This is a genomic window from Pseudomonas lalkuanensis, from assembly GCF_008807375.1.
GTDB lineage: Bacteria > Pseudomonadota > Gammaproteobacteria > Pseudomonadales > Pseudomonadaceae > Metapseudomonas > Metapseudomonas lalkuanensis.
In genome coordinates this window covers 3,261,779-3,279,470 of sequence record NZ_CP043311.1, presented here as the reverse complement: position 1 = coordinate 3,279,470, position 17,692 = coordinate 3,261,779, and the positions used below count along the sequence as shown (strand labels likewise).

Genomic DNA, 17,692 nt, shown 5'->3' with positions numbered 1-17,692 from the left:
GCTGGTTCGAAAGGCCGGTGCCTTGGATGCAGGCCGCCGGTTGAGCCATGGGGCGACCTGTCGTCGATCCACGACATGCAAGCCAGCTGAATTTCGACAGCAAATGTCCGTGAAAAACGATTTTTGGGGTTTTCCTGATTCAATACATTGGCCCCCTGTAGTACTCATCCATGGGAGTGAGTCATTCAGTCGAGCATTTAGGGGGCACTGCATGAAACTCTCGAATTTTCGAATTCAATTGATCTTCCAGGAAGGGGACTTCCTGATTGGGACAGCCCAGGACGCTGATCTGCCGAAGGACGTCCGGCAGGAAGCGGCCTGGTTGGTGAAGCACCATCCTTACTCTCAGAATTTCCACCCGAGCCTGCCTGCGCGCCCTGACAGGGGCGACGAAGAGCCAGAGCGTGGAGACGACCAGTGGCTCGATGCAATGCCGCCTGTGTGGATGATGCTCGGCCGCAAGTGCGAGTAAGCCGCACCGCCTGGCCTGGTCAGGGTAAGCTTCAGAATGCGCGTGAAATGGGCATTTGTGCCAGCTGTGCGGCAATGTTGGCTGAGTCTGATCCTGCCTGTCGGCATGGATACGGAATACTGGTGGCGGTCTGCATCGAGAAAGCACCCATTGGCAGGCGCTGCGTTCGCATGCGCTGCCTGGAGTGCGGAAAAGAGTGGCTGAAAACCGAGCCGATCAAGGGGACCTGGGGCGTGTCATGGGTAGAGGGATAACTTCCACCCATGAGGTGACTGGCAAGTGATGCCGGTCCGAACTGTCACCATTCCACTACAAGTACTTGTCGCAATCTCTACAACAGGTGTCTGCGAACGACGATATTTGGCCTTGTCCGGAATCAGTACCTTGATATGTTGTGAGCCTCATGCACCGGCAGGGGCCGTTCAATCGAGTATCAAGAGGTACTGTATGAATCCCTCCAATGCACGAGCGCAATCGGTCTACCGGGTGTGGGACTTGTTGATGGGACTGGCCAATGACACGAAGATGTCGAGGGATGTCCGGCGAGAAGCGAGTTGGTTGTTACGGAACTATCCTTACGCCCGGGATGCGAACCTCATCCTTCCACTCCCACCGGGCGCGGGAGAACAAGGGGAAGCTACTACGCGACCCGAGCGGTAACTGGCCGTCAGAATCAGCACAGCTCACGACATGGGCCCTGCGTCCTTGAGTCGATGCGAATTCGCATACTCTCGGCACCGCCATGCGACATGGAAGTCTTTCGGGCACTCAAACCCCGCCGTAGCGGGTGCGGGGAAGAGCATCTGGCCCAAGTGAGCAATCGCCCGGCACGTTATTTCAATTTGAACTGGATAACCGTTGCCGTGACGGATCCAGTTCCTGCGACATGACCCCGTTCACTTTGACGAACGATGTGTCATGAATCCCTGGCCTGCCCAAGTGAATTGGCCATGCGCAGCGCGCAAGCCGCGCATCCGTCTTCAGTACCCTGCACAAAGAGTCAGAGCCGGCGGCCCGACAACCATGGATTCCATGGCGACCAGGCAGCCGGGGCCATGCTGCTCAGCGTCCGCCTGCACAGCTGCGCGAGCGTTCGGAGCTTTCCACCAGTACCGCTTCAGCGAGTTGGTTGAGGCGTTGCCACAGGGCTGGGGAAATCTCCGTTCCATTTTCCAGGGCCTGTTGGCGGGCCAGGGTAAAGTCTGCCGGGGTAACGCAGCGTTCCTCCCGGGCAGCCCCGACCTCCAGCTCCGGTTGCGGGTGGGCGACCGTGCCCAGGTCCAGCGTCAACGACTGCCGATTCGCCTGGGGAAGATGATCGGGAAGCCGGTATTCCCGGTAGGTCGGGTAAGCAGCGCCGGCTTCGATGCGAGCAACGTGACGGCGCACCGGGTCATGGCCGTTTTCCCAGCGAGCCTGGGCCCACAGCCCTTGCCGTGCGCAGTCTGCCAGTAGTTTGAGGATGAACTTGCGGTTGTGGCAGTGCTGGATTTCCACGCGGATCGAGCCTTGCTCCAGCGCCTGCACGCAAGCCAGTTCCAGCAGTATCGGCAAGCAGTTCAGGGCGCTGCGGCCATGGCACTCGGCGATCAGGGTGGCCGGTCCTTCAGCGACCAGCTCGTTTGCCTGGCGGTCACGGTCGGCAACCAGGTCCAGAGCACGCTCGAGTTCACCGAGACCGTCTTCGCGGTGCAATTGCAGCCAGCTGACCAGGGCGGCGGCGTCCTCATAGTGTCCCGGTGTGTAGCCCATGCCCTCGAAAACGCGTTTGAGCAGGGCGGTAAGTTCGTTGGCGGAAATCAACATCAAGACTTCTCCTGGGTAGGGGCGAGCGGCAGGAACCAGTCATCGTCGAAGGGATGGCCGATATCCTCCAGCAAGGGGGCGCCCTGGAACATGGTGTTGCGGACCCACAGACGTGAGCGTGGGTCGAACTTGCTCACCCCGAAGAACGACAGCTTGCAGCGCAGCAGGTGCATGGGCAGTACGTCGCGATCCAGCAGATTGGCGCGGATCTCGCCGTAGTGGGTCAACGCCATCCCTTGAATGCGGCGGACAATGCCGCGCTGCTCCGGGTGGCGCAGCAGGAAGCGCGCAACCTTGTGCTGTGGATGCTCTGCCAGATACTCGGTGATCCGCTGGTAGCACTGTTGCACCAGGTAGCCGATGCCAAGGGGCATCTGCTTTTCCCGACCCTCATCGAGGCTGCAATTGCCGAGTCGCGGCTCCTGCTTTTCTTCGGATCGGTACCAGAAGGTTTCCTGGGCTCCGTCTGCGTTGAAGTCGATAGCCAGGGCCCAGTCGTAACTCGTCTCGATCAACGCTTTCAGGCGGATGACGGGCATTTCCGGGTCCAATTCGAGCTGCTCGGGCAGGGCGAGCCGATCTTCGAGCTCGTCCACCAGATCGGGGTGCAGTTCCAGCAGGATGCAGTTGATCAGTTCCTCGCCCTGCAGGCTGGCATGGCGCTGTGCCCATTCCAGAAGAGGCTGCCAGCTTTGCAGCGGATGCCGGTCCAGGTGCTCGTGCAGTGCTTGCAGGTCCGCCAGTACACGTTGGTTGTTACCGGTCTGCCATTCATCTTCGGTGAAGTTTTCCTCGAGATGGCGAATGGCGCGGTCCACCAGCTGCGGCAGGCGTTCCAGCCGTTCGGCCGCCACCGGGGCAGACGCAAGGATGCGCGCCAGGGCCAGTTCACGCATTTCGACCCAGCGGCTGATCAGTTGCGGGTGATTGATCAGGTAAGGGGCCATGCCGAGGCCGGTGGAATTGCCGATGCCGAAGTAGCGCTTGAGTCTCGGTTCCAGCGCCACGGCAGTGGCCGGCGAGCGGCGTCGGGCGATGAACTCGGCTTGCTGCAGGCTGAAATTGCGCAGCATGAAACAGGTGAACATTTCGGCGGCGAAGGGCCGGGCGAAGTCCGGGTGCTTGCGGCTGACCTTCTCCCAGTCGGCCATGCCGAGCTTGCCGCTGCCGTAGACGGCCGTCGTGCGATACAGGTAGCCGACCTTGGCGATCTGGGCGATTTCCGGCTGCCGGCCATGGGCCAGGGCGTCCACCACGCTGTCGAAATTGCGCACGCTGCGGTTGGCCCGCGACAGCACCATCACTTTGGCGTCGAGCCGGCCGGCTTCCTGCAGTGGCACGTTTCGGCGCAGGTAGTCGACATAGGCGTCTTCGACTTCTCCCTCGCACAGTGCCATGGTCAGGTCCCATTCACTGGCGATGACACGGTCGTTGCGTTTCTCCGGCGCCAGGTACTGCGAGAACAGAACAAAGCTGAACAGATCGCTACGGGTGCGAATCCGGTAGATCACGGTGCCATAACCGTCGGCATCCAGATCGAAGCGCTGCGGCTCGATCTGCCACCGCTCGCGCATGATCCGGCGGACCAGGCTGCGCATGAAACTCAGGCGGCTCTGGTGCAGGCTGCCCAGGCGTTCCAGGTCCATGACCAGGCTGGCGGGGCGCATGGATAGGGACGCGGCCTCGGGCAGACCGGATTCCAAGACTGAAGGGGTGCTCATTATCGGGCCCTCAACTGGCGTGCACCGCGTACCCGTTGCCCGGTGGCGACTGGGAGGCGGCTTGTTATTGATCTGCCGCCGATGGTGGGACAGCAGGCTGTCCCGAGCAATTCAGATCGCCCTATCGGTTGATAAGGAAGCCTTATTCAATTTGCCAGGTCGATCAAAAGGGCTATCGCCACTCGTCGGGCTCGAGCTCGTTGTCGCGCAGGATGAATTCGAACAGGGCCTGCGCCGCCACGGGCAGCGAACGGTTGGTCAGGCGGACGATGCCGATGTCGCGGGTCACCAATGGGTCCGCCAGGGGAATGAAGCGCAACTGGCCGGCTTCGGCGGGGAAGGCGAAACGGGGCAGGGTGGTGATGCCCATGCCGGCTTCGATCATCGCCAGCAGTGAAATCATGTTGGAAATGTAGAACTGCGAATCGGCCACCAGCTCCTCGGCGCTGGTACCGGCCAGCAGGCGCGAGGTGCCGTTGGCGATCAGGCGCTCGCCGCGCAATTGCTGCCAGCCGATCTGCGCCTCGGATGCCAGCGGGTGGGCCTGGTGGCAGACCACTCCGATGCTGTCTTCCCAGATGGGAATGAAGCGGATGTCGCTTTCCGGTTCCCAGAGGCTGGAGATACCGAAATCCACCTGCTGGTTCTCCACCATGGTGAGCACCGCTTCGGAGTTGTCATCGAAGAGGCTGACGTGCAGGTCCGTGGCCTCGCCTATGAAGCGCGTGAGGATGTCGGGCAGCAGGCGGCTGGCGATGGAGGGCACCGAGGCGATGCGCAGGTGCCCCGATTTGTACTGGGCGATCAGGCTCATGTCGCGCACCACGCGATCATGGTGATCGATCAACTCCTTGGCATAGGCGAGGAACTGCAAGCCGAAGGGCGTCAGCTCGGGCTTGGTGACGCGCGCGTTGCGCTTCTCGAACAGGGCCTGGCCCAGCTTGCTTTCCAGGTCGCGGATGGACAGCGAAATGGCCGGCTGGGTGCGGTGCGCCCGCTCGGCTGCCGCATGGAAACCCTGAAGCTCCGCAACCCAGACGAAGTGGCGCAACTGGACGATCTTCAGGTCCGGCAGCATGGTAAGTTTTCCTTATCAAGTAATATTCACAACTAATTTTAGTTTATCTGAGGTGGCACCTACCATGCGCTCAAAGCGAGAACGGAGGTGCACATGCCCAGCAAGATTTTCAGCAACTACATCGACGGCGCCTGGGTAGAAGGCGTCTCGAGTATTGCCAACCGAAGCCCCGCGAACGTCGAGGACGTCGTGGGCCACTACACCCAGGCCGACGCCCGACAGGTGGACCAGGCTATCGCCGCCGCCACGGCAGCCCAGGTCATCTGGGCGCGCAGCGGGCTGGAGGAGCGCTACCAGGTGCTCATGGCTATCGGCGACGAACTGATCGCACGCAAGGCCGAACTGGGCGAGCAGCTGTCCCGGGAAGAGGGCAAGACCCTGGCCGAAGGTGTCGGCGAGGTCCATCGCTCCGGTCAGTTCTTCCACTATTACGCCGCTGAGGTTCTGCGGCAGATGGGCGAGACGGCGGACTCGGTGCGCCCCGGCGTGGAAATCGAGGTGCGCCGCGAGCCGGTCGGCGTGGTCGCCATCATCACCCCATGGAACTTCCCGATGGCCACCGCCGCCTGGAAGATCGCTCCCGCGCTGGCATTCGGCAACGCGGTGGTGTTCAAACCGGCCAATGCCGTGCCGGCCAGTGCCTGGGCCCTGACCGAGATCATCGCTCGCCAGGCCCTGCCGGCCGGCACCTTCAACCTGCTGATGGGCAGTGGTGCCGAAGTCGGTGAGCGCCTGATCCATTCCAACGGTATCAATGCCTTGAGCTTCACCGGCTCTGTGGAGACCGGTCGCCGTGTCGCCGCCGCCACCGCCGCCAACTTCGTCCGCTGCCAATTGGAAATGGGCAGCAAGAACGCCCTGGTGGTGCTCGACGACGCCGACCTGCCACTGGCGGTGGAGTGCGCGGTGAGTGGTGCCTTCTTCGGCACCGGTCAGAAGTGCACCGCGTCGTCCCGCCTGATCGTGACCGAGGGCGTGCACGACCGCTTCGTCGAGGCGCTGGTCGAGCGCATGGGGCAGCTCAAGGTAGGGCATCCGCTACGCGAGGGCGTGCAGATCGGTCCGGTGATCGACGAGCGCCAGCTGGCGCAGAACCTCCACTACATCGAGGACGCCAAGGCCGAAGGCGCGCGCCTGGTGTGCGGTGGCGAGCGCATCGATGAGGAGCATGAAGGCTTCTACATGCGCCCGGCGCTCTTCGTCGACACCCGCAACGACATGCGCATCAACCGTGACGAAGTCTTCGGCCCGATTGCCTGCGTCATCAGGGCGCGGGATTACGAGGAGGCGCTGGCCATCCTCAACGACACCCGCTTCGGGCTGACCGCCGGAATCATGACTCAGTCGCTGAAACACGCCAGCGACTTCAAGCGTCGCGCCAACACCGGGTGCGTGATGGTCAACCTGCCCACTGCCGGCACCGACTACCACGTGCCTTTCGGTGGCCGCAAGGATTCCAGTTTCGGCCCCCGCGAACAGGGGCAGTACGCCCGCGATTTCTACACGGTGGTCAAGACCGTCTATGTGCGTCCCTGAGGGAGAGAGCGCCATGCAAGAGCTTCTGATGATCGACGGCCTGCAGTATTCCAACTGGAGCCCCGAGCTGTTCAGGCAGATGCGCGAAGGCGGGCTGAGTGCCGTTCACGCCACCATCGCGTACCACGAAACCGCGCGCGAGACGTTGTCGCGCATCGGTGAGTGGAATCGCCGCTTCGAGGCCTTCCCTGACCTGATTCGCCCCGTGCGGCAGGCTTCGGACATCCGTCTCGCGCAGCAGGAGGGACGCGTCGGGATCTTCTTCGGATTCCAGAACTGTTCGCCCATCGAGGACGACATCGACCTGGTGGAGGTGTTCCGCCAGCTCGGGGTCTTCATCATGCAGCTGACCTACAACAACCAGAGCCTGCTGGCCTCGGGCTGTTATGAGCGCGAGGACAACGGCATCAGCCGCTTCGGTCGCCAGGTGATCGAAGAGATGAACCGCGTCGGCATGCTCATCGACATGTCCCACAGCGCCGAGCGCAGCACCCTGGAGGCCATCGAGCTGTCGAGCCGGCCGGTGATCATCTCCCACGCCAACCCCACCAGTTTCCATGCGGCCAGGCGCAACAAGTCCGACGCGGTACTGCGCGGTATCGCCGAGTCGGGCGGCCTGCTCGGCTTCAGCACCTATCCGTTCCATCTCCGCGGTGGCTCGCAGTGCCAGCTGAGCGAGTTCTGCGACATGGTCGCGCGTACCGCGGACATGATGGGCATCGACCACATCGGCATCGGCACCGACCTCTGCCAGCAGCAGCCTTTGCAGGTGCTGGAGTGGATGCGCAATGGCCGCTGGAGCAAGGCCAAGGACTACGGCGAAGGTTCGGCGGACAACGCCGACTGGCCGGCACCCCTGCACTGGTTTCGTGACAGCCGCGATTTCCCCGTCATCGTCCGTGGTTTGCGCGAACGCGGATTCGCCGAGGACGAGGTGCGCAAGATCATGGGCCTGAACTGGCTCGACCTGCTGGAACGCGGTACCGCACCGCGACAGTGACTCCCCGATTCCACCCCACGTGAGGACATCATGAACAAGAACAAGAAAAGAGCCTCGACCATCTCCTTCGCCGGAGTTGGCCCGCGCCAGACGGTATATCCCCGACAACCCCGGCCTCCAGAGGGCAGGAGCGAAACCTCGCTACAGCGCTGACAGGCGCTTTCGCTCCGTTATCCCAACCCATGGTCTTTTGCCCCGCATTGCGGGGACAGAACAACAACCTGGAGGCATCATGAAAGTGTTCCCGACCCAGACCGTAGGCAGCGCGCCGATGAAGCACCCGGCACTGCAAGGCATCGACTGGCCCTTGTTCATTGTCAGCGGCGGCTTCCTGCTCAGTTTCCTGGTGGCGGCGCTGGTGGACATCGATGCCGTGTCGGCACTGGTCAACACCCTGTTCGCCTGGTCGACGAAGGCCTTCGGGCTCTACTGGCAGTTGCTGATGCTGGCGACCTTCCTCGTCAGCCTCGGTATCTTCTTCAGCAAAAGCGGCCGCGTTCGCCTGGGCGGCGTCGACCGGCAGCCGGAAACCAGTACCTTCAACTGGATCGCCGTGATCATGTGCGCGCTGCTCGCCGGCGGTGGAGCCTTCTGGGCGGCCGCCGAACCCCTGATGCACTTCGCCAGTCCGCCGCCGTTGTTCAGTGGTGTGCAGCCGAACAGCGAGCATGCCGGCCACCTGGCCCTGGCCCAGTCGTTCGTACACTGGGGGTTCCTGGCCTGGGCGGTGCTGGGCAGCCTGTTGGCCATCGTGCTGATGCACCTGCACTACGACAAGGGATTGCCGCTGGCGCCGCGTACCCTGCTTTACCCGCTGCTGGGCGAGCGCGCGCTCAAGGGACCGATCGGCAACCTCGCCGATGCCACGTCGATCATCGCGGTGGTCGCCGGTACCATCGGCCCGATCGGATTCCTCGGGCTGCAGATCAGCAATGCGCTGAACGCCGTCTGGGGCGTGCCGAACGACCTGGCGACCCAATCCATCACCATCATCCTGGTGACGGCCATGTACACCACTTCCTGCCTGGTCGGCCTGAACGGCATCCGCTTCGTCAGCGAGATCAACGTGTGGCTGATGATTGGCCTGGCGGTCTTCATGATCGTGGCCGGACCGACGCTGTTCATCCTCTCGGGCTTCCCGGTGGCGTTCGGCCTGCAACTGGAATACTTCCTGCCGATGACGATGTATCGCGCCGACCCGAAGTGGCTCGACTGGTGGACGGTCTTCTATTGGGGCTGGTTCATCGGTTACGCGCCGATGATGGGCCTGTATGTCGCCAAGATTTCCCGGGGCCGCAGCATCCGCCAGATCATCGGGACCCTGTCGATCATCGCACCGCTGGTGACCATGTTCTGGTTCACCGTGGTCGGCGGCACTGGCATCGGCCTCGAACTGCAGACCCCCGGTATCGTCACCGACCACGGCAGCCAGCCCGAGGCCATGCTGCTGGGTGTCACCCAGAGCCTGCCGCTGGCGGGGCTGGTATCCGCGCTGTTCCTGTTCCTCAGCTTCATCTCGGTGGCCACCAATGGGGATGCCATGGCCTACACCGTCGCCTTGGCAATGTCCGCCAACGATGCACCGAAGAAATGGCTGCGGGCTTTCTGGTGCATTGGCATGGGACTGGCCGCAGTGGTGCTGATCACCATCGGCTCGGGCGGGGTCACGGCGCTGCAATCCTTCATCGTCATCACCGCGGTGCCGGTCTCCCTGCTGATCCTGCCGGCGCTCTGGAACGCACCGCAGATCGCCCGCCAACTGGCGCGTGAGCAGCAGCTCTAGTCCCCTGGGAGGGTGCGCTGTCCGCTTGCCCTCGCTTTTTTCGTCACATCCTGGAGAGTTCAATGAAGCAGGCAGTCAGCACTCGCTTGTACCCGTCCAAGGCCCCGTTGGAGTGGGCGGTGATCGGTAATGGCACCTTGTACACGGCGCAGATACCCATCGATGTCGAGGGGAGGGTGGTGGAAGGGGGGATCGAAGCACAGACGCGGCAGGTCCTGGACAACCTCAAGCGCACCCTGACGTGCGCCGGGCTCGGCCTGGAGGCGGTGACCCAGGTACTGATCTATGTCACCGACCGCAGCTACCTGGCGACGGTGAATGCGGTCTATGCCGAATACTTCGTTGCCCCTTACCCGAACCGCGCTGCCATGGTGGTGGCCGGCCTGGCACGCGAGGAGATGCTCGTGGAACTGGTGGTCTACGCAGCGGCCTGACTCCAGGCCGCGCCTTGCATGCTGTCTGGCGATCCCGGAGAGCATGTGCGGTGCTCCGCACCAACGCGCAAGTCCCGGCTTGCAGCGACTTCACCATGCTTGTCCAGGTGCAGGCGCCCATCCGTCACGAGCGGAGCGGCGCCTGTGCCATTGTTCGACCCTCGATCCAGTCCGATTGGGAGCCTGAGATGGAATGGCTGTTGCGCCCGGAGATCTGGGCGGCGTTCTTCACCCTCACCGCCCTGGAAATCGTCCTGGGCATCGACAACATCATCATGATCGCCATTCTCGTGGGCCGCATGCCGCCGCACATGCAGGCGCGCACCCGCTTCTGCGGCCTGGCCCTGGCGATGGTCACGCGCATCCTGCTGCTGCTCTCCATCACCTGGATCATGCGGCTCACTGCTGACCTGTTCCACCTGGCCGGACAAGGCATCTCCGGGCGAGACCTGATCCTCTTCTTCGGCGGCCTGTTCCTGTTGTGGAAGAGCAGCAGCGAGATGTACCAGAGCCTGGAAGGCGAGGAGGACGGTGACGACGGGGAGGGCGGGCGACGCAAGCCGGGCGGCGGTTTCGTGGTCACCATCGTCCAGATCGCCATCATCGACATCGTGTTCTCGCTGGACTCGGTGATCACCGCCGTCGGCATGGTGTCCGACATCCCGGTGATGGTCGCCGCAATCGTCGCGGCCGTGCTGGTGATGATGCTGGCCGCCGGTACCATCAGCACCTTCATCGACATGCACCCGAGCCTGAAGATGCTGGCGCTGTCCTTCCTGGTGGTGGTGGGCACCGTGCTGATCGCCGAATCCTTCGACGTTCACGTGCCGAAGGGCTACGTCTACTTCGCCATGGCCTTCTCCCTGGCCGTGGAAGCCCTGAACATTCGCGCGCGCGTGGCCCGTGCCTGCCGGAAAGCCGAGCCGGTGAAACTGCATAACCACCCAACGGGGAATTGATTGGGTGAAGGCCGTAGCCGCTCGGAATGGCTTTGGACGCGTTCCGGGCGATTGGCTCATGTGCGGAGGTCGGTGAGCGCAGTGCTCGATTCACGGGGACTGAGTGCATTGATCGCCATGGCTGCAAGGGCCAACAAGGCTCCGACTGCTGCGAGACCGATCCAGCCGGCACGGTGCACGCCGTAGTTTCCCAATGCAGCACCGACCGCCCCGCCCAGGAAGTACGACCCCATGAAAACAGTATTGAGCCGGCTGCGGGCCTCGGGGCGCAGGGTGTAGATGCGTGCCTGGTTGGCAACCAGGCCCGCACGATTGCCGAAGTCGAGCAGCACCATGCCGACGATCAGTAAGCCGAGGCTGTGTCCGCCCACGGCGATGAAAGCGAAGCCCACGGCGAGGGCCATCGCACCGGCCAGGACCAGGGTGCGCGCACCCAGGCGATCGGCCAGCGCGCCGATGTGCGGCGACGCGACGATGCCCAGCAGCGCGACCAGACCGAACATGCCGATCGTGGCGGGACCGAAAGCGTAGGGCGGTTGCGTCAGCAGCGCAGCCAATGTGGCCCATAGCGCGCTGAACGCGGCGAATATCATGAAACCGCTCGCAGCACAGAAGCGCAGCACGCTTTCCTCGCGCACCAGGCTGCCCAGCGAGCGAATCAACCCGGCGTAGCCCACTGGGCTCAGGTTCGTGGCTGCGGGCAGGCTACGGGCAATGATGAACAGCAGCGGCAGATCGATGAGCGATGCCAGTGCGAACACGGCTCGCCAACCCGTGTGCGCGCCGAGGAAGCCGCCGATCGTGCGCGCCAGCAGCAGACCTGCAGAGAGGCCGCTGAGCAGGGTGCCCACGACGCGGCCGCGCGCAGCCGGTGTCGCCAGACCCGCAAGGGCAGGGATGATGATCTGCGCGGTGATCGCCGTCACACCAACCGCGAAGCTGCTGACGCACAGCAACGCGAAGCTCGGTGCCGCCGCGCAGGCGAGCAACGCGACTGCATTCGCAGCGATGGCCAGCAACGCGAGCCTGCGTGGCTGTCGGCAGTCAGCGAGCGGCACGAAGAGCAGAAGGCCGGTCGCATAGCCGAGTTGCGTCAACGTAGCGACCAGCCCGGCCTGCGTCGGTGCCAGGCCGAACGACGCGGCCATCTGCGGCAGTAGTGGCTGGTGGTAGTAGATGGTCGATACGGCCAGTGCGCAGCACACCGCCATCGTGGCGACCAGGCGAGCGGGAATCCCGGCCGGGGCCGCGGATGGAGTGGACATTGCGCGGCCCCCTTCAGTGCTGCTGCAGGGCGAGGAGGAGCCCGCGGGTATCGACGATGCTATGCGCAAAGGTCGGCCCGTTCAGCTCGTGTGCCGCATGCATCATGTCCTTGCTGAAAGCCGCTGTCGCATCGCGTACCAGCGTCACGTGATACCCGAGTTCCATGGCGAAGCGCGCCGTCGATTCGATGCAGGTGTTCGCCAGCAGGCCAACGACGATGACATGGGTGATGCCTTGCTGCTTCAGCTGGAAGTCGAGATCGGTGTTGGCGAAGCCGCTCTGGCCCCAGTGCTCCTGGATGATGATGTCGCCGTCCTGCGGCACGAAGTCGGGATGCCATTCGCCGCCCCACGTGCCCTTGGCGAAGGTATGGCGCTGCTGGACCAGCCGCTGGGTCGGATTTGGGTGATCCCAGTTGTCATAGTCGCCGGGCTGCCAGCGACGGTGCGGTACATAGAACACCTGGATGCCATGGCCGCGTGCGGTTGAGACGACGGTGCGCAGGTTGTCGAGCAGGTGAACGTCTTCCGCAGCGTTTTTCAGCATGGGGAACAGCTTGCCGCCGTCGGACAGGAAATCGTTGTAAGGGTCGACCAGCAGCAGGCCGGTTCGCGCCGGGGGATACACAGGATTGGCCATTTCGATGCTCCAGTTGAAAGGAGGTGCGATTGAACTCGCACCTCGGAATTGGGCGCTTGCCTCGACGGCTCCGTTGCGCGATGTCTCGATCCTCGATATGCCTGATACTAACTATGAAAAACATAGTGTCAATAGACATGAGGGTTTCCGGGTAGTCCAAGGGTTCTTGCAGATCCTGGTCGTGTTACTATGAAAACGATAGTGGCCCGGAGTGAGCACCGTGATGCAAATGCAGGACGAGACGACCGATACGCTGTGCCCGGTGGCACGCTCAGTGGATGTGGTGGGCGACAAGTGGACGATCCTGGTGCTGCGCGAGCTCTACATGGGGGCGACACGCTTCGAGGAAATGCAGATCCAGACCGGGGCTACGCCGCAGATGCTGACGTCGCGCCTGAAAGCGCTGGAAGCCGACGGCATGGTCGAGCGTCGCCCATACAGCGAGAAGCCACTGCGCTACGAATACCATCTGACCAGGAAGGGATGGGACTTCTATCCCGTGATCTATGCGCTGCGCGCCTGGGGCGAAACATGGTGCAAGAACGAGGATGAGGGATTGGCGGTGCATTTTGTGCACCGTGAGTGTGGCCATGACGTCGGTGTGGCCAGCGTCTGCCCGCACTGCGGCGTTCCTGTGGAGCGCAAGGATCTGGAAGCGTCCATAAGCAGTCGCTTCGCAGACGAACGCCTGGCTCGGCGGGAGGCCTTCAAGCGGAAGTAGCCAGTGCTACGGAACACGAGGTGGCTGGAGTTCCTGGCGGCTTGCTTCGGATTCTTCGCTCTGAAAAGCGGGGGCCAGACGGAGAACTCCCTGGCCCCGTGAAACTCAACTTCTCACGAAGGCGAGCAGGTCGGCGTTGATGGTATCGGCGTTGACTGTGGGCATGCCGTGTGAGAACCCCGGGTAGATCTTCAGCGTGCTGTTCTTCAGCAACTGCGCCGATAGCACGCCAGAGTTCTCATAGGGAACGATCTGGTCGTCGTCGCCGTGCATCACCAGCACCGGGATCGTGATGCGCTCAAGGTCTTTGGTGAAGTCGGTCTGGGAGAAGGCCACGATGCCGTCGTAGTGAGCCTTGGCGCTGCCCATCATGCCCTGCCGCCACCAGTTCCGGATGATGCCCTCCGACGGTGTCGCGCCAGGGCGGTTGTAGCCGTAGAAGGGCCCCGCCGGAATGTCGTGATAGAACTGCGCACGGTTGGCCGCAAGCTGGGCTTGCAGACCATCGAAGACATCCTTGGGGAGACCGCCAGGGTTGTTCGCGGTTTTCACCATCAGAGGCGGGACCGCGCTGATGATGACCGCCTTGGGGACAGGGTCTTCAGGATGCCGCGCGATGTAGTGGACGACCTCGCCACCGCCCGTGGAGTGGCCGGCATGGATGGCTCCCTGCACGCCGAGGTGGTTCACAACCGCTGCTACGTCGTCAGCGTAATGATCCATGTCATGGCCATCCCAGACCTGGCTGGATCGTCCATGACCGCGACGATCATGGGCGACTACGCGAAAGCCGTGGGCCAGGAAGAACAGCATTTGCGCATCCCAGTCGTCCGAACTGAGCGGCCAGCCGTGATGGAAATGGATCACCGGAGCGTCGCGCGGCCCCCAGTCCTTGTAAAAGATCTCGACTCCATCTTTCGTTGTGACGTATCCCATGCTTGCTTCTCCTGTGTGATGCCGAGGTCGGAAATTGGCGATGTTTGCACCAATGGCTGCCGCTCATGGCGAGAGTCCCGCAGGTTTCTCAATGGGCGGATGACTGGATACGCGGCCGCAAACGCGCGGTTGGCTTTTCTTGCGAGCACCTGCCGTCAGCGTTGCGTTGTTGGCCGCTTAAGTACTCTAGGATTGAAGTAAGCTTTAAGGTTGATGATTCTTTCGACGTGCTGCTCGCTGGAGGAGATCCGTCACCTGCTGACGGTCGGTCAGAAGGGCTGGCAGCACGGGAAGCTTGAGGTGAAGCTCATTCGTGTCATTCAGGTCAGGCCATGAAGGCCTGACCTGGAAACGGTTACTCGGTGGCCAGGATGGATTTCAGGGGTTCGGGAGCATAGAGCGCGCTTTGGAACTGGGGCACGTACTCGTATTTCACCATTCTCCCCAGCTTCAGGGACTTCATGAACGTAGCAAGACTCCCTTCATTCAGTGTTAGGTTGACCGAGTCTGCACTCGTGCTGGTGGCGTGGCTCAGTTGGCGTGATACCGCGTAGCCGTAGGTCAACGCTCCGTCATGGCCGACATTGGTGAAGCCATTGGTCACCAGTTCGATTTCATCTGAAGTATCACCCAGCTTCCTGCCTTCAAAGACAACGTCAACCTTGCCGGTTTCGTGATCGACAATCTCGAAGATCACGGATGTGTCGTTATCCCGGCGATCGATCCCCGTCAGCCACTTTGGCAGGTTATAGCCGACCACTCCCCGTACCCTTGCTAGCTCGGTATTGACCGGGAGTTTCAGCACGTACCCCCAGAAATCCTTCGACATCGACTGACCAAACAGGGAGATGGGACCCAGGTTCGACGATCCGGGCTCGTTGGTGACGATGGACAGGGCAATTTCGTTATAACTGTCGTTGTCGCAGTACTCATAGGCGTAGGCGGTAAGGGCGACCAGGCCTCTGCCCGGCCAGACCTGGAGCGGCTGCACCTTGTCCAGGACTTCAGCAGGTATCAACGCTCTCAGCCTTTCCAGATCCGCCGTGAAGACGGCGGTAATCCTGTTGTTCTTGTAGTAGAAGTTTGGTGAGTAGGACTCGAATCCGATGTCGACTTTTGTCTTCTTGAGGCCCCTGAACCAACTCAGGTCAACACCAGGAGCTTCCGACTCTATGGCGGAAAGGGGAGGGTTGGAGCGGAAGCGGTCATACAGGCCACCCGCGGCCACGGGAACCTCATGGCCGGCAATATCGATCATCGTAAATCCAGCCTCTTTGATTTCGGCTGGATTCGCTGCCCAGGCGAACACCGAAGCGGTATTCATGAGTATTCCCGCCATCACTGCAATACTGCTGATTTTCATGTGTTGAAGACTCCGCCGTGTTCGTTGTCGTCGATGCAGCGCGCTCGGGAGCAATTCTTTCGGCTGATGGCAAGTCGGTCATCGAAACTGCCCTTTGATGTTTCTCGGCCATCTGCCAATGCATGTCCGCGAGGCTCGCGGACGAAACCCTAACGTTCAAGTTAACTTTAATGTCAAGCATTCGACGACAGCAGGCGACGGCGCGTTGGTCAGCGCATCGCATCGACTGGCGATGCCGCGGCTGAAGGTTGGCTTTTGGCGGGAGAGGGAAGAGATCACGCCATCAAGATGCGTGACGAACCGGAGGGGGAGCCTGCCCGACCCTCGCCCGCCGGGCAGGGTGGACTCAGCTCAACTGGGTCCAGGTGGTATTCAGTTCGCCGTACTGGTCATGGGCACAGACGGACAGGTCGCGGCCGCCGAAGCCCGACTGCTTGTAGCCGCCGAAGGGCGGGGAGATATCACCTTCGGAGAAGCCGTTGATCGACACGGTGCCGGCTCGAATGGCCGAGGCCATGCGGTGGCCGGTGTTGATGCTGTCGGTCCAGAGCGAGGCGGTGAGGCCTTGGCAAGTGTCGTTGGCAATGGCGATGGCTTCTTCTTCGGTGTTGAAGGTGATGACCGCCAGGACCGGGTCGAGTGCCTGGCGAACTTCCACCTGCTGGCGGGCTTAAGCCTGGGGGCGGAGTCGCGGCGGGCTATCGAAGCGGCGGTTGCGGCACTGCCCGGTAGCCCGGACTGTGCGAAGCTGTTGGCGCTGTTGTTCGGCGCAACGGCCATCTGAGGCGGGCTCAGGTCCATCAGGGAAAGGTTTCCCGGGCTGGTGCCCGGGAATCTGGTTAAGGCAGCAGTCCGCAGAAAACCTGTGAGTCGAGAGATGAGAACGTCATTCGAAAGCGTCTTGAAGAGCAAGAACCTGGCACACCTGGACCGGGCCAGCCGCGCCGGGCTGACGGTGCCGGTTCGCCGCGTGTCGTTCATCCTGCGCGAGCACTTTTCGATGATGGCGTTCACCGGCGCGGTGGATGCCCTGGTCACCGCCAACCTGATGAGTTCGACGCCGGTGTTCGAGGTGCAGGTGGTCGGCGGCGAGAACAACCTGGTGCTAAGCGACCTCGGGATCGCGATTGCCACTGATTGCTCCCTGACGGAGCTGGATGAACGGCAGCAGGACATCATCGTCGTGTGCGGCGGCTTCCGTGTTCGCCTCGAAACCGATCCCCTCCTGCGGACCAAGCTGCGTCATGCCGATGCGGCGGGTTCCGTGCTGGGCGGTCTCTGGAACGGCTGTTACTTCCTGGCCGACGCGGGGGTGCTGGACGGCCATGACTGTGCCTTCCACCCCGATGGCCGGGCCATGATGTCGGAGCTCTTCCCCAAGGTGACGGTGACCAGCCATTCCCACGTGCTGGACCGCAAGCGGATCAGCTGTGCCGGTGCCAACAGTTCGCTCGACATGATGCTCGAAGTGGTCAAGCACAGCGCGGGTCAGGAGCTCGTGGATGCGGTCGAGGAGGTCCTGGGCTGCGACAAGATGCGTGAAATCGTCGACGTCTCGGTGGTTTCGATCGACTTCGATCCGACCCTGCCGAGAACCCTCAAGCTTGCATTGGAGCTGATGCACAGCAACATCGAGGACCCCATAGAGATCAACGAGATCGCCCGCTACGCGCGCATCTCCCGCCGGCACCTGGAGCGCCTGTTCCGGCGCCATGTGAAGGCGACGCCTCCGCGCTACTACCTGGAATTGCGGCTCACCCACGCGCGCCAGTTGCTGCAGCACACCAACAAGTCCCTGATCGAGATCGCCGTCGCCAGCGGCTTCGCCACGTTGCCGCACTTCCATCGTTGCTTCCGCGAGAAGTTCGACATTTCCCCGGGGCAGTTCCGCTCACGCACGCACTTCAAGGTCTGAGCCGGCCGGCGCCAGCCAACCCGGCACTGCGCATGATGGCAAGTGGATATCCGTGCGCGGATG

Annotated in this window: 16 protein-coding genes; 8 read left to right on the top strand and 8 right to left on the bottom strand. The window is 62.4% G+C overall.

From position 1 onward, the window contains the following. Window positions 1-211: 211 nt before the first annotated feature. A complete protein-coding gene (locus FXN65_RS15230) occupies window positions 212-472 on the top strand; it encodes a hypothetical protein (RefSeq protein WP_151133987.1) in 261 nt (86 codons plus the stop codon). A gap of 1,062 nt (window positions 473-1,534) precedes the next feature. Here the strand turns inward: FXN65_RS15230 and FXN65_RS15225 are convergent. The 3 genes from FXN65_RS15225 to FXN65_RS15215 all read right to left on the bottom strand — a co-directional run bounded on the left by FXN65_RS15225 (window position 1,535) and on the right by FXN65_RS15215 (window position 5,077). Continuing rightward, window positions 1,535-2,278, bottom strand: coding sequence for a DUF3726 domain-containing protein (locus FXN65_RS15225; protein WP_151133986.1), 744 nt, complete (start codon window positions 2,276-2,278; stop codon window positions 1,535-1,537). Then, on the bottom strand, window positions 2,278-3,999 hold the full coding sequence (locus FXN65_RS15220; protein ID WP_151133985.1) for a hypothetical protein: 1,722 nt from the start codon (window positions 3,997-3,999) through the stop codon (window positions 2,278-2,280). The genes FXN65_RS15225 and FXN65_RS15220 overlap by 1 nt, the downstream gene beginning before the upstream one ends. A gap of 172 nt (window positions 4,000-4,171) precedes the next feature. Further along, the gene (locus FXN65_RS15215) at window positions 4,172-5,077 is read right to left on the bottom strand and encodes a LysR family transcriptional regulator (protein WP_151133984.1); all 906 of its coding nucleotides are present in this window, start codon (window positions 5,075-5,077) and stop codon (window positions 4,172-4,174) included. Between the two features lie 93 nt (window positions 5,078-5,170). On the opposite strand from FXN65_RS15215, the gene FXN65_RS15210 reads away from it, so the two are divergent. The 5 genes from FXN65_RS15210 (at window position 5,171) to FXN65_RS15190 (ending at window position 10,789) form a co-directional block, all read left to right on the top strand. Continuing rightward, entirely contained in the window at window positions 5,171-6,613 is a 1,443-nt protein-coding gene (locus FXN65_RS15210) for an aldehyde dehydrogenase family protein (RefSeq protein WP_151133983.1), read from the top strand. Between the two features lie 13 nt (window positions 6,614-6,626). Continuing rightward, window positions 6,627-7,613: a dipeptidase gene (locus tag FXN65_RS15205; RefSeq protein WP_151133982.1), complete on the top strand. Its 987-nt coding sequence runs from the start codon at window positions 6,627-6,629 to the stop codon at window positions 7,611-7,613. Window positions 7,614-7,845: 232 nt separating this feature from the next. Continuing rightward, window positions 7,846-9,396, top strand: coding sequence for a BCCT family transporter (locus FXN65_RS15200; RefSeq protein ID WP_151133981.1), 1,551 nt, complete (start codon window positions 7,846-7,848; stop codon window positions 9,394-9,396). A 62-nt stretch (window positions 9,397-9,458) separates the two neighbouring features. After that, window positions 9,459-9,830: a RidA family protein gene (locus tag FXN65_RS15195; protein WP_151133980.1), complete on the top strand. Its 372-nt coding sequence runs from the start codon at window positions 9,459-9,461 to the stop codon at window positions 9,828-9,830. 188 nt (window positions 9,831-10,018) lie between these two features. Further along, window positions 10,019-10,789 carry a TerC family protein gene (locus FXN65_RS15190; RefSeq protein WP_151133979.1) on the top strand — a complete coding sequence of 257 codons (771 nt, stop codon included), beginning with the start codon at window positions 10,019-10,021 and terminating at the stop codon, window positions 10,787-10,789. A gap of 56 nt (window positions 10,790-10,845) precedes the next feature. On the opposite strand, the gene FXN65_RS15185 is transcribed toward FXN65_RS15190, so the two are convergent. Together FXN65_RS15185 and FXN65_RS15180 are read right to left on the bottom strand one after the other, a co-directional pair. Beyond that, window positions 10,846-12,054 (bottom strand): MFS transporter, encoded by a 1,209-nt coding sequence (locus tag FXN65_RS15185; protein ID WP_151133978.1) that lies wholly within the window; start codon window positions 12,052-12,054, stop codon window positions 10,846-10,848. Between the two features lie 13 nt (window positions 12,055-12,067). After that, on the bottom strand, window positions 12,068-12,694 hold the full coding sequence (locus FXN65_RS15180) for an isochorismatase family cysteine hydrolase (RefSeq protein WP_151133977.1): 627 nt from the start codon (window positions 12,692-12,694) through the stop codon (window positions 12,068-12,070). Between the two features lie 223 nt (window positions 12,695-12,917). Here FXN65_RS15180 and FXN65_RS15175 point away from each other — a divergent pair, with 223 nt between their 5' ends. After that, the gene (locus tag FXN65_RS15175; protein WP_151138840.1) at window positions 12,918-13,415 is read left to right on the top strand and encodes a winged helix-turn-helix transcriptional regulator; all 498 of its coding nucleotides are present in this window, start codon (window positions 12,918-12,920) and stop codon (window positions 13,413-13,415) included. A gap of 105 nt (window positions 13,416-13,520) precedes the next feature. On the opposite strand, the gene FXN65_RS15170 is transcribed toward FXN65_RS15175, so the two are convergent. The 3 genes from FXN65_RS15170 to FXN65_RS15160 form a co-directional block, all read right to left on the bottom strand. Continuing rightward, window positions 13,521-14,351, bottom strand: a complete 831-nt coding sequence (locus FXN65_RS15170) for an alpha/beta fold hydrolase (RefSeq protein ID WP_151133976.1) — start codon at window positions 14,349-14,351, stop codon at window positions 13,521-13,523. A 355-nt stretch (window positions 14,352-14,706) separates the two neighbouring features. Next, a complete protein-coding gene (locus FXN65_RS15165; RefSeq protein WP_151133975.1) occupies window positions 14,707-15,714 on the bottom strand; it encodes an acetoacetate decarboxylase (ADC) in 1,008 nt (335 codons plus the stop codon). Between the two features lie 346 nt (window positions 15,715-16,060). Beyond that, a complete protein-coding gene (locus tag FXN65_RS15160) occupies window positions 16,061-16,372 on the bottom strand; it encodes an aldehyde dehydrogenase family protein (protein ID WP_151133974.1) in 312 nt (103 codons plus the stop codon). A gap of 219 nt (window positions 16,373-16,591) precedes the next feature. Between FXN65_RS15160 and FXN65_RS15155 the strand changes: the two genes are divergently transcribed. After that, window positions 16,592-17,629 carry a GlxA family transcriptional regulator gene (locus tag FXN65_RS15155; protein WP_151133973.1) on the top strand — a complete coding sequence of 346 codons (1,038 nt, stop codon included), beginning with the start codon at window positions 16,592-16,594 and terminating at the stop codon, window positions 17,627-17,629. Window positions 17,630-17,692 lie beyond the last annotated feature (63 nt).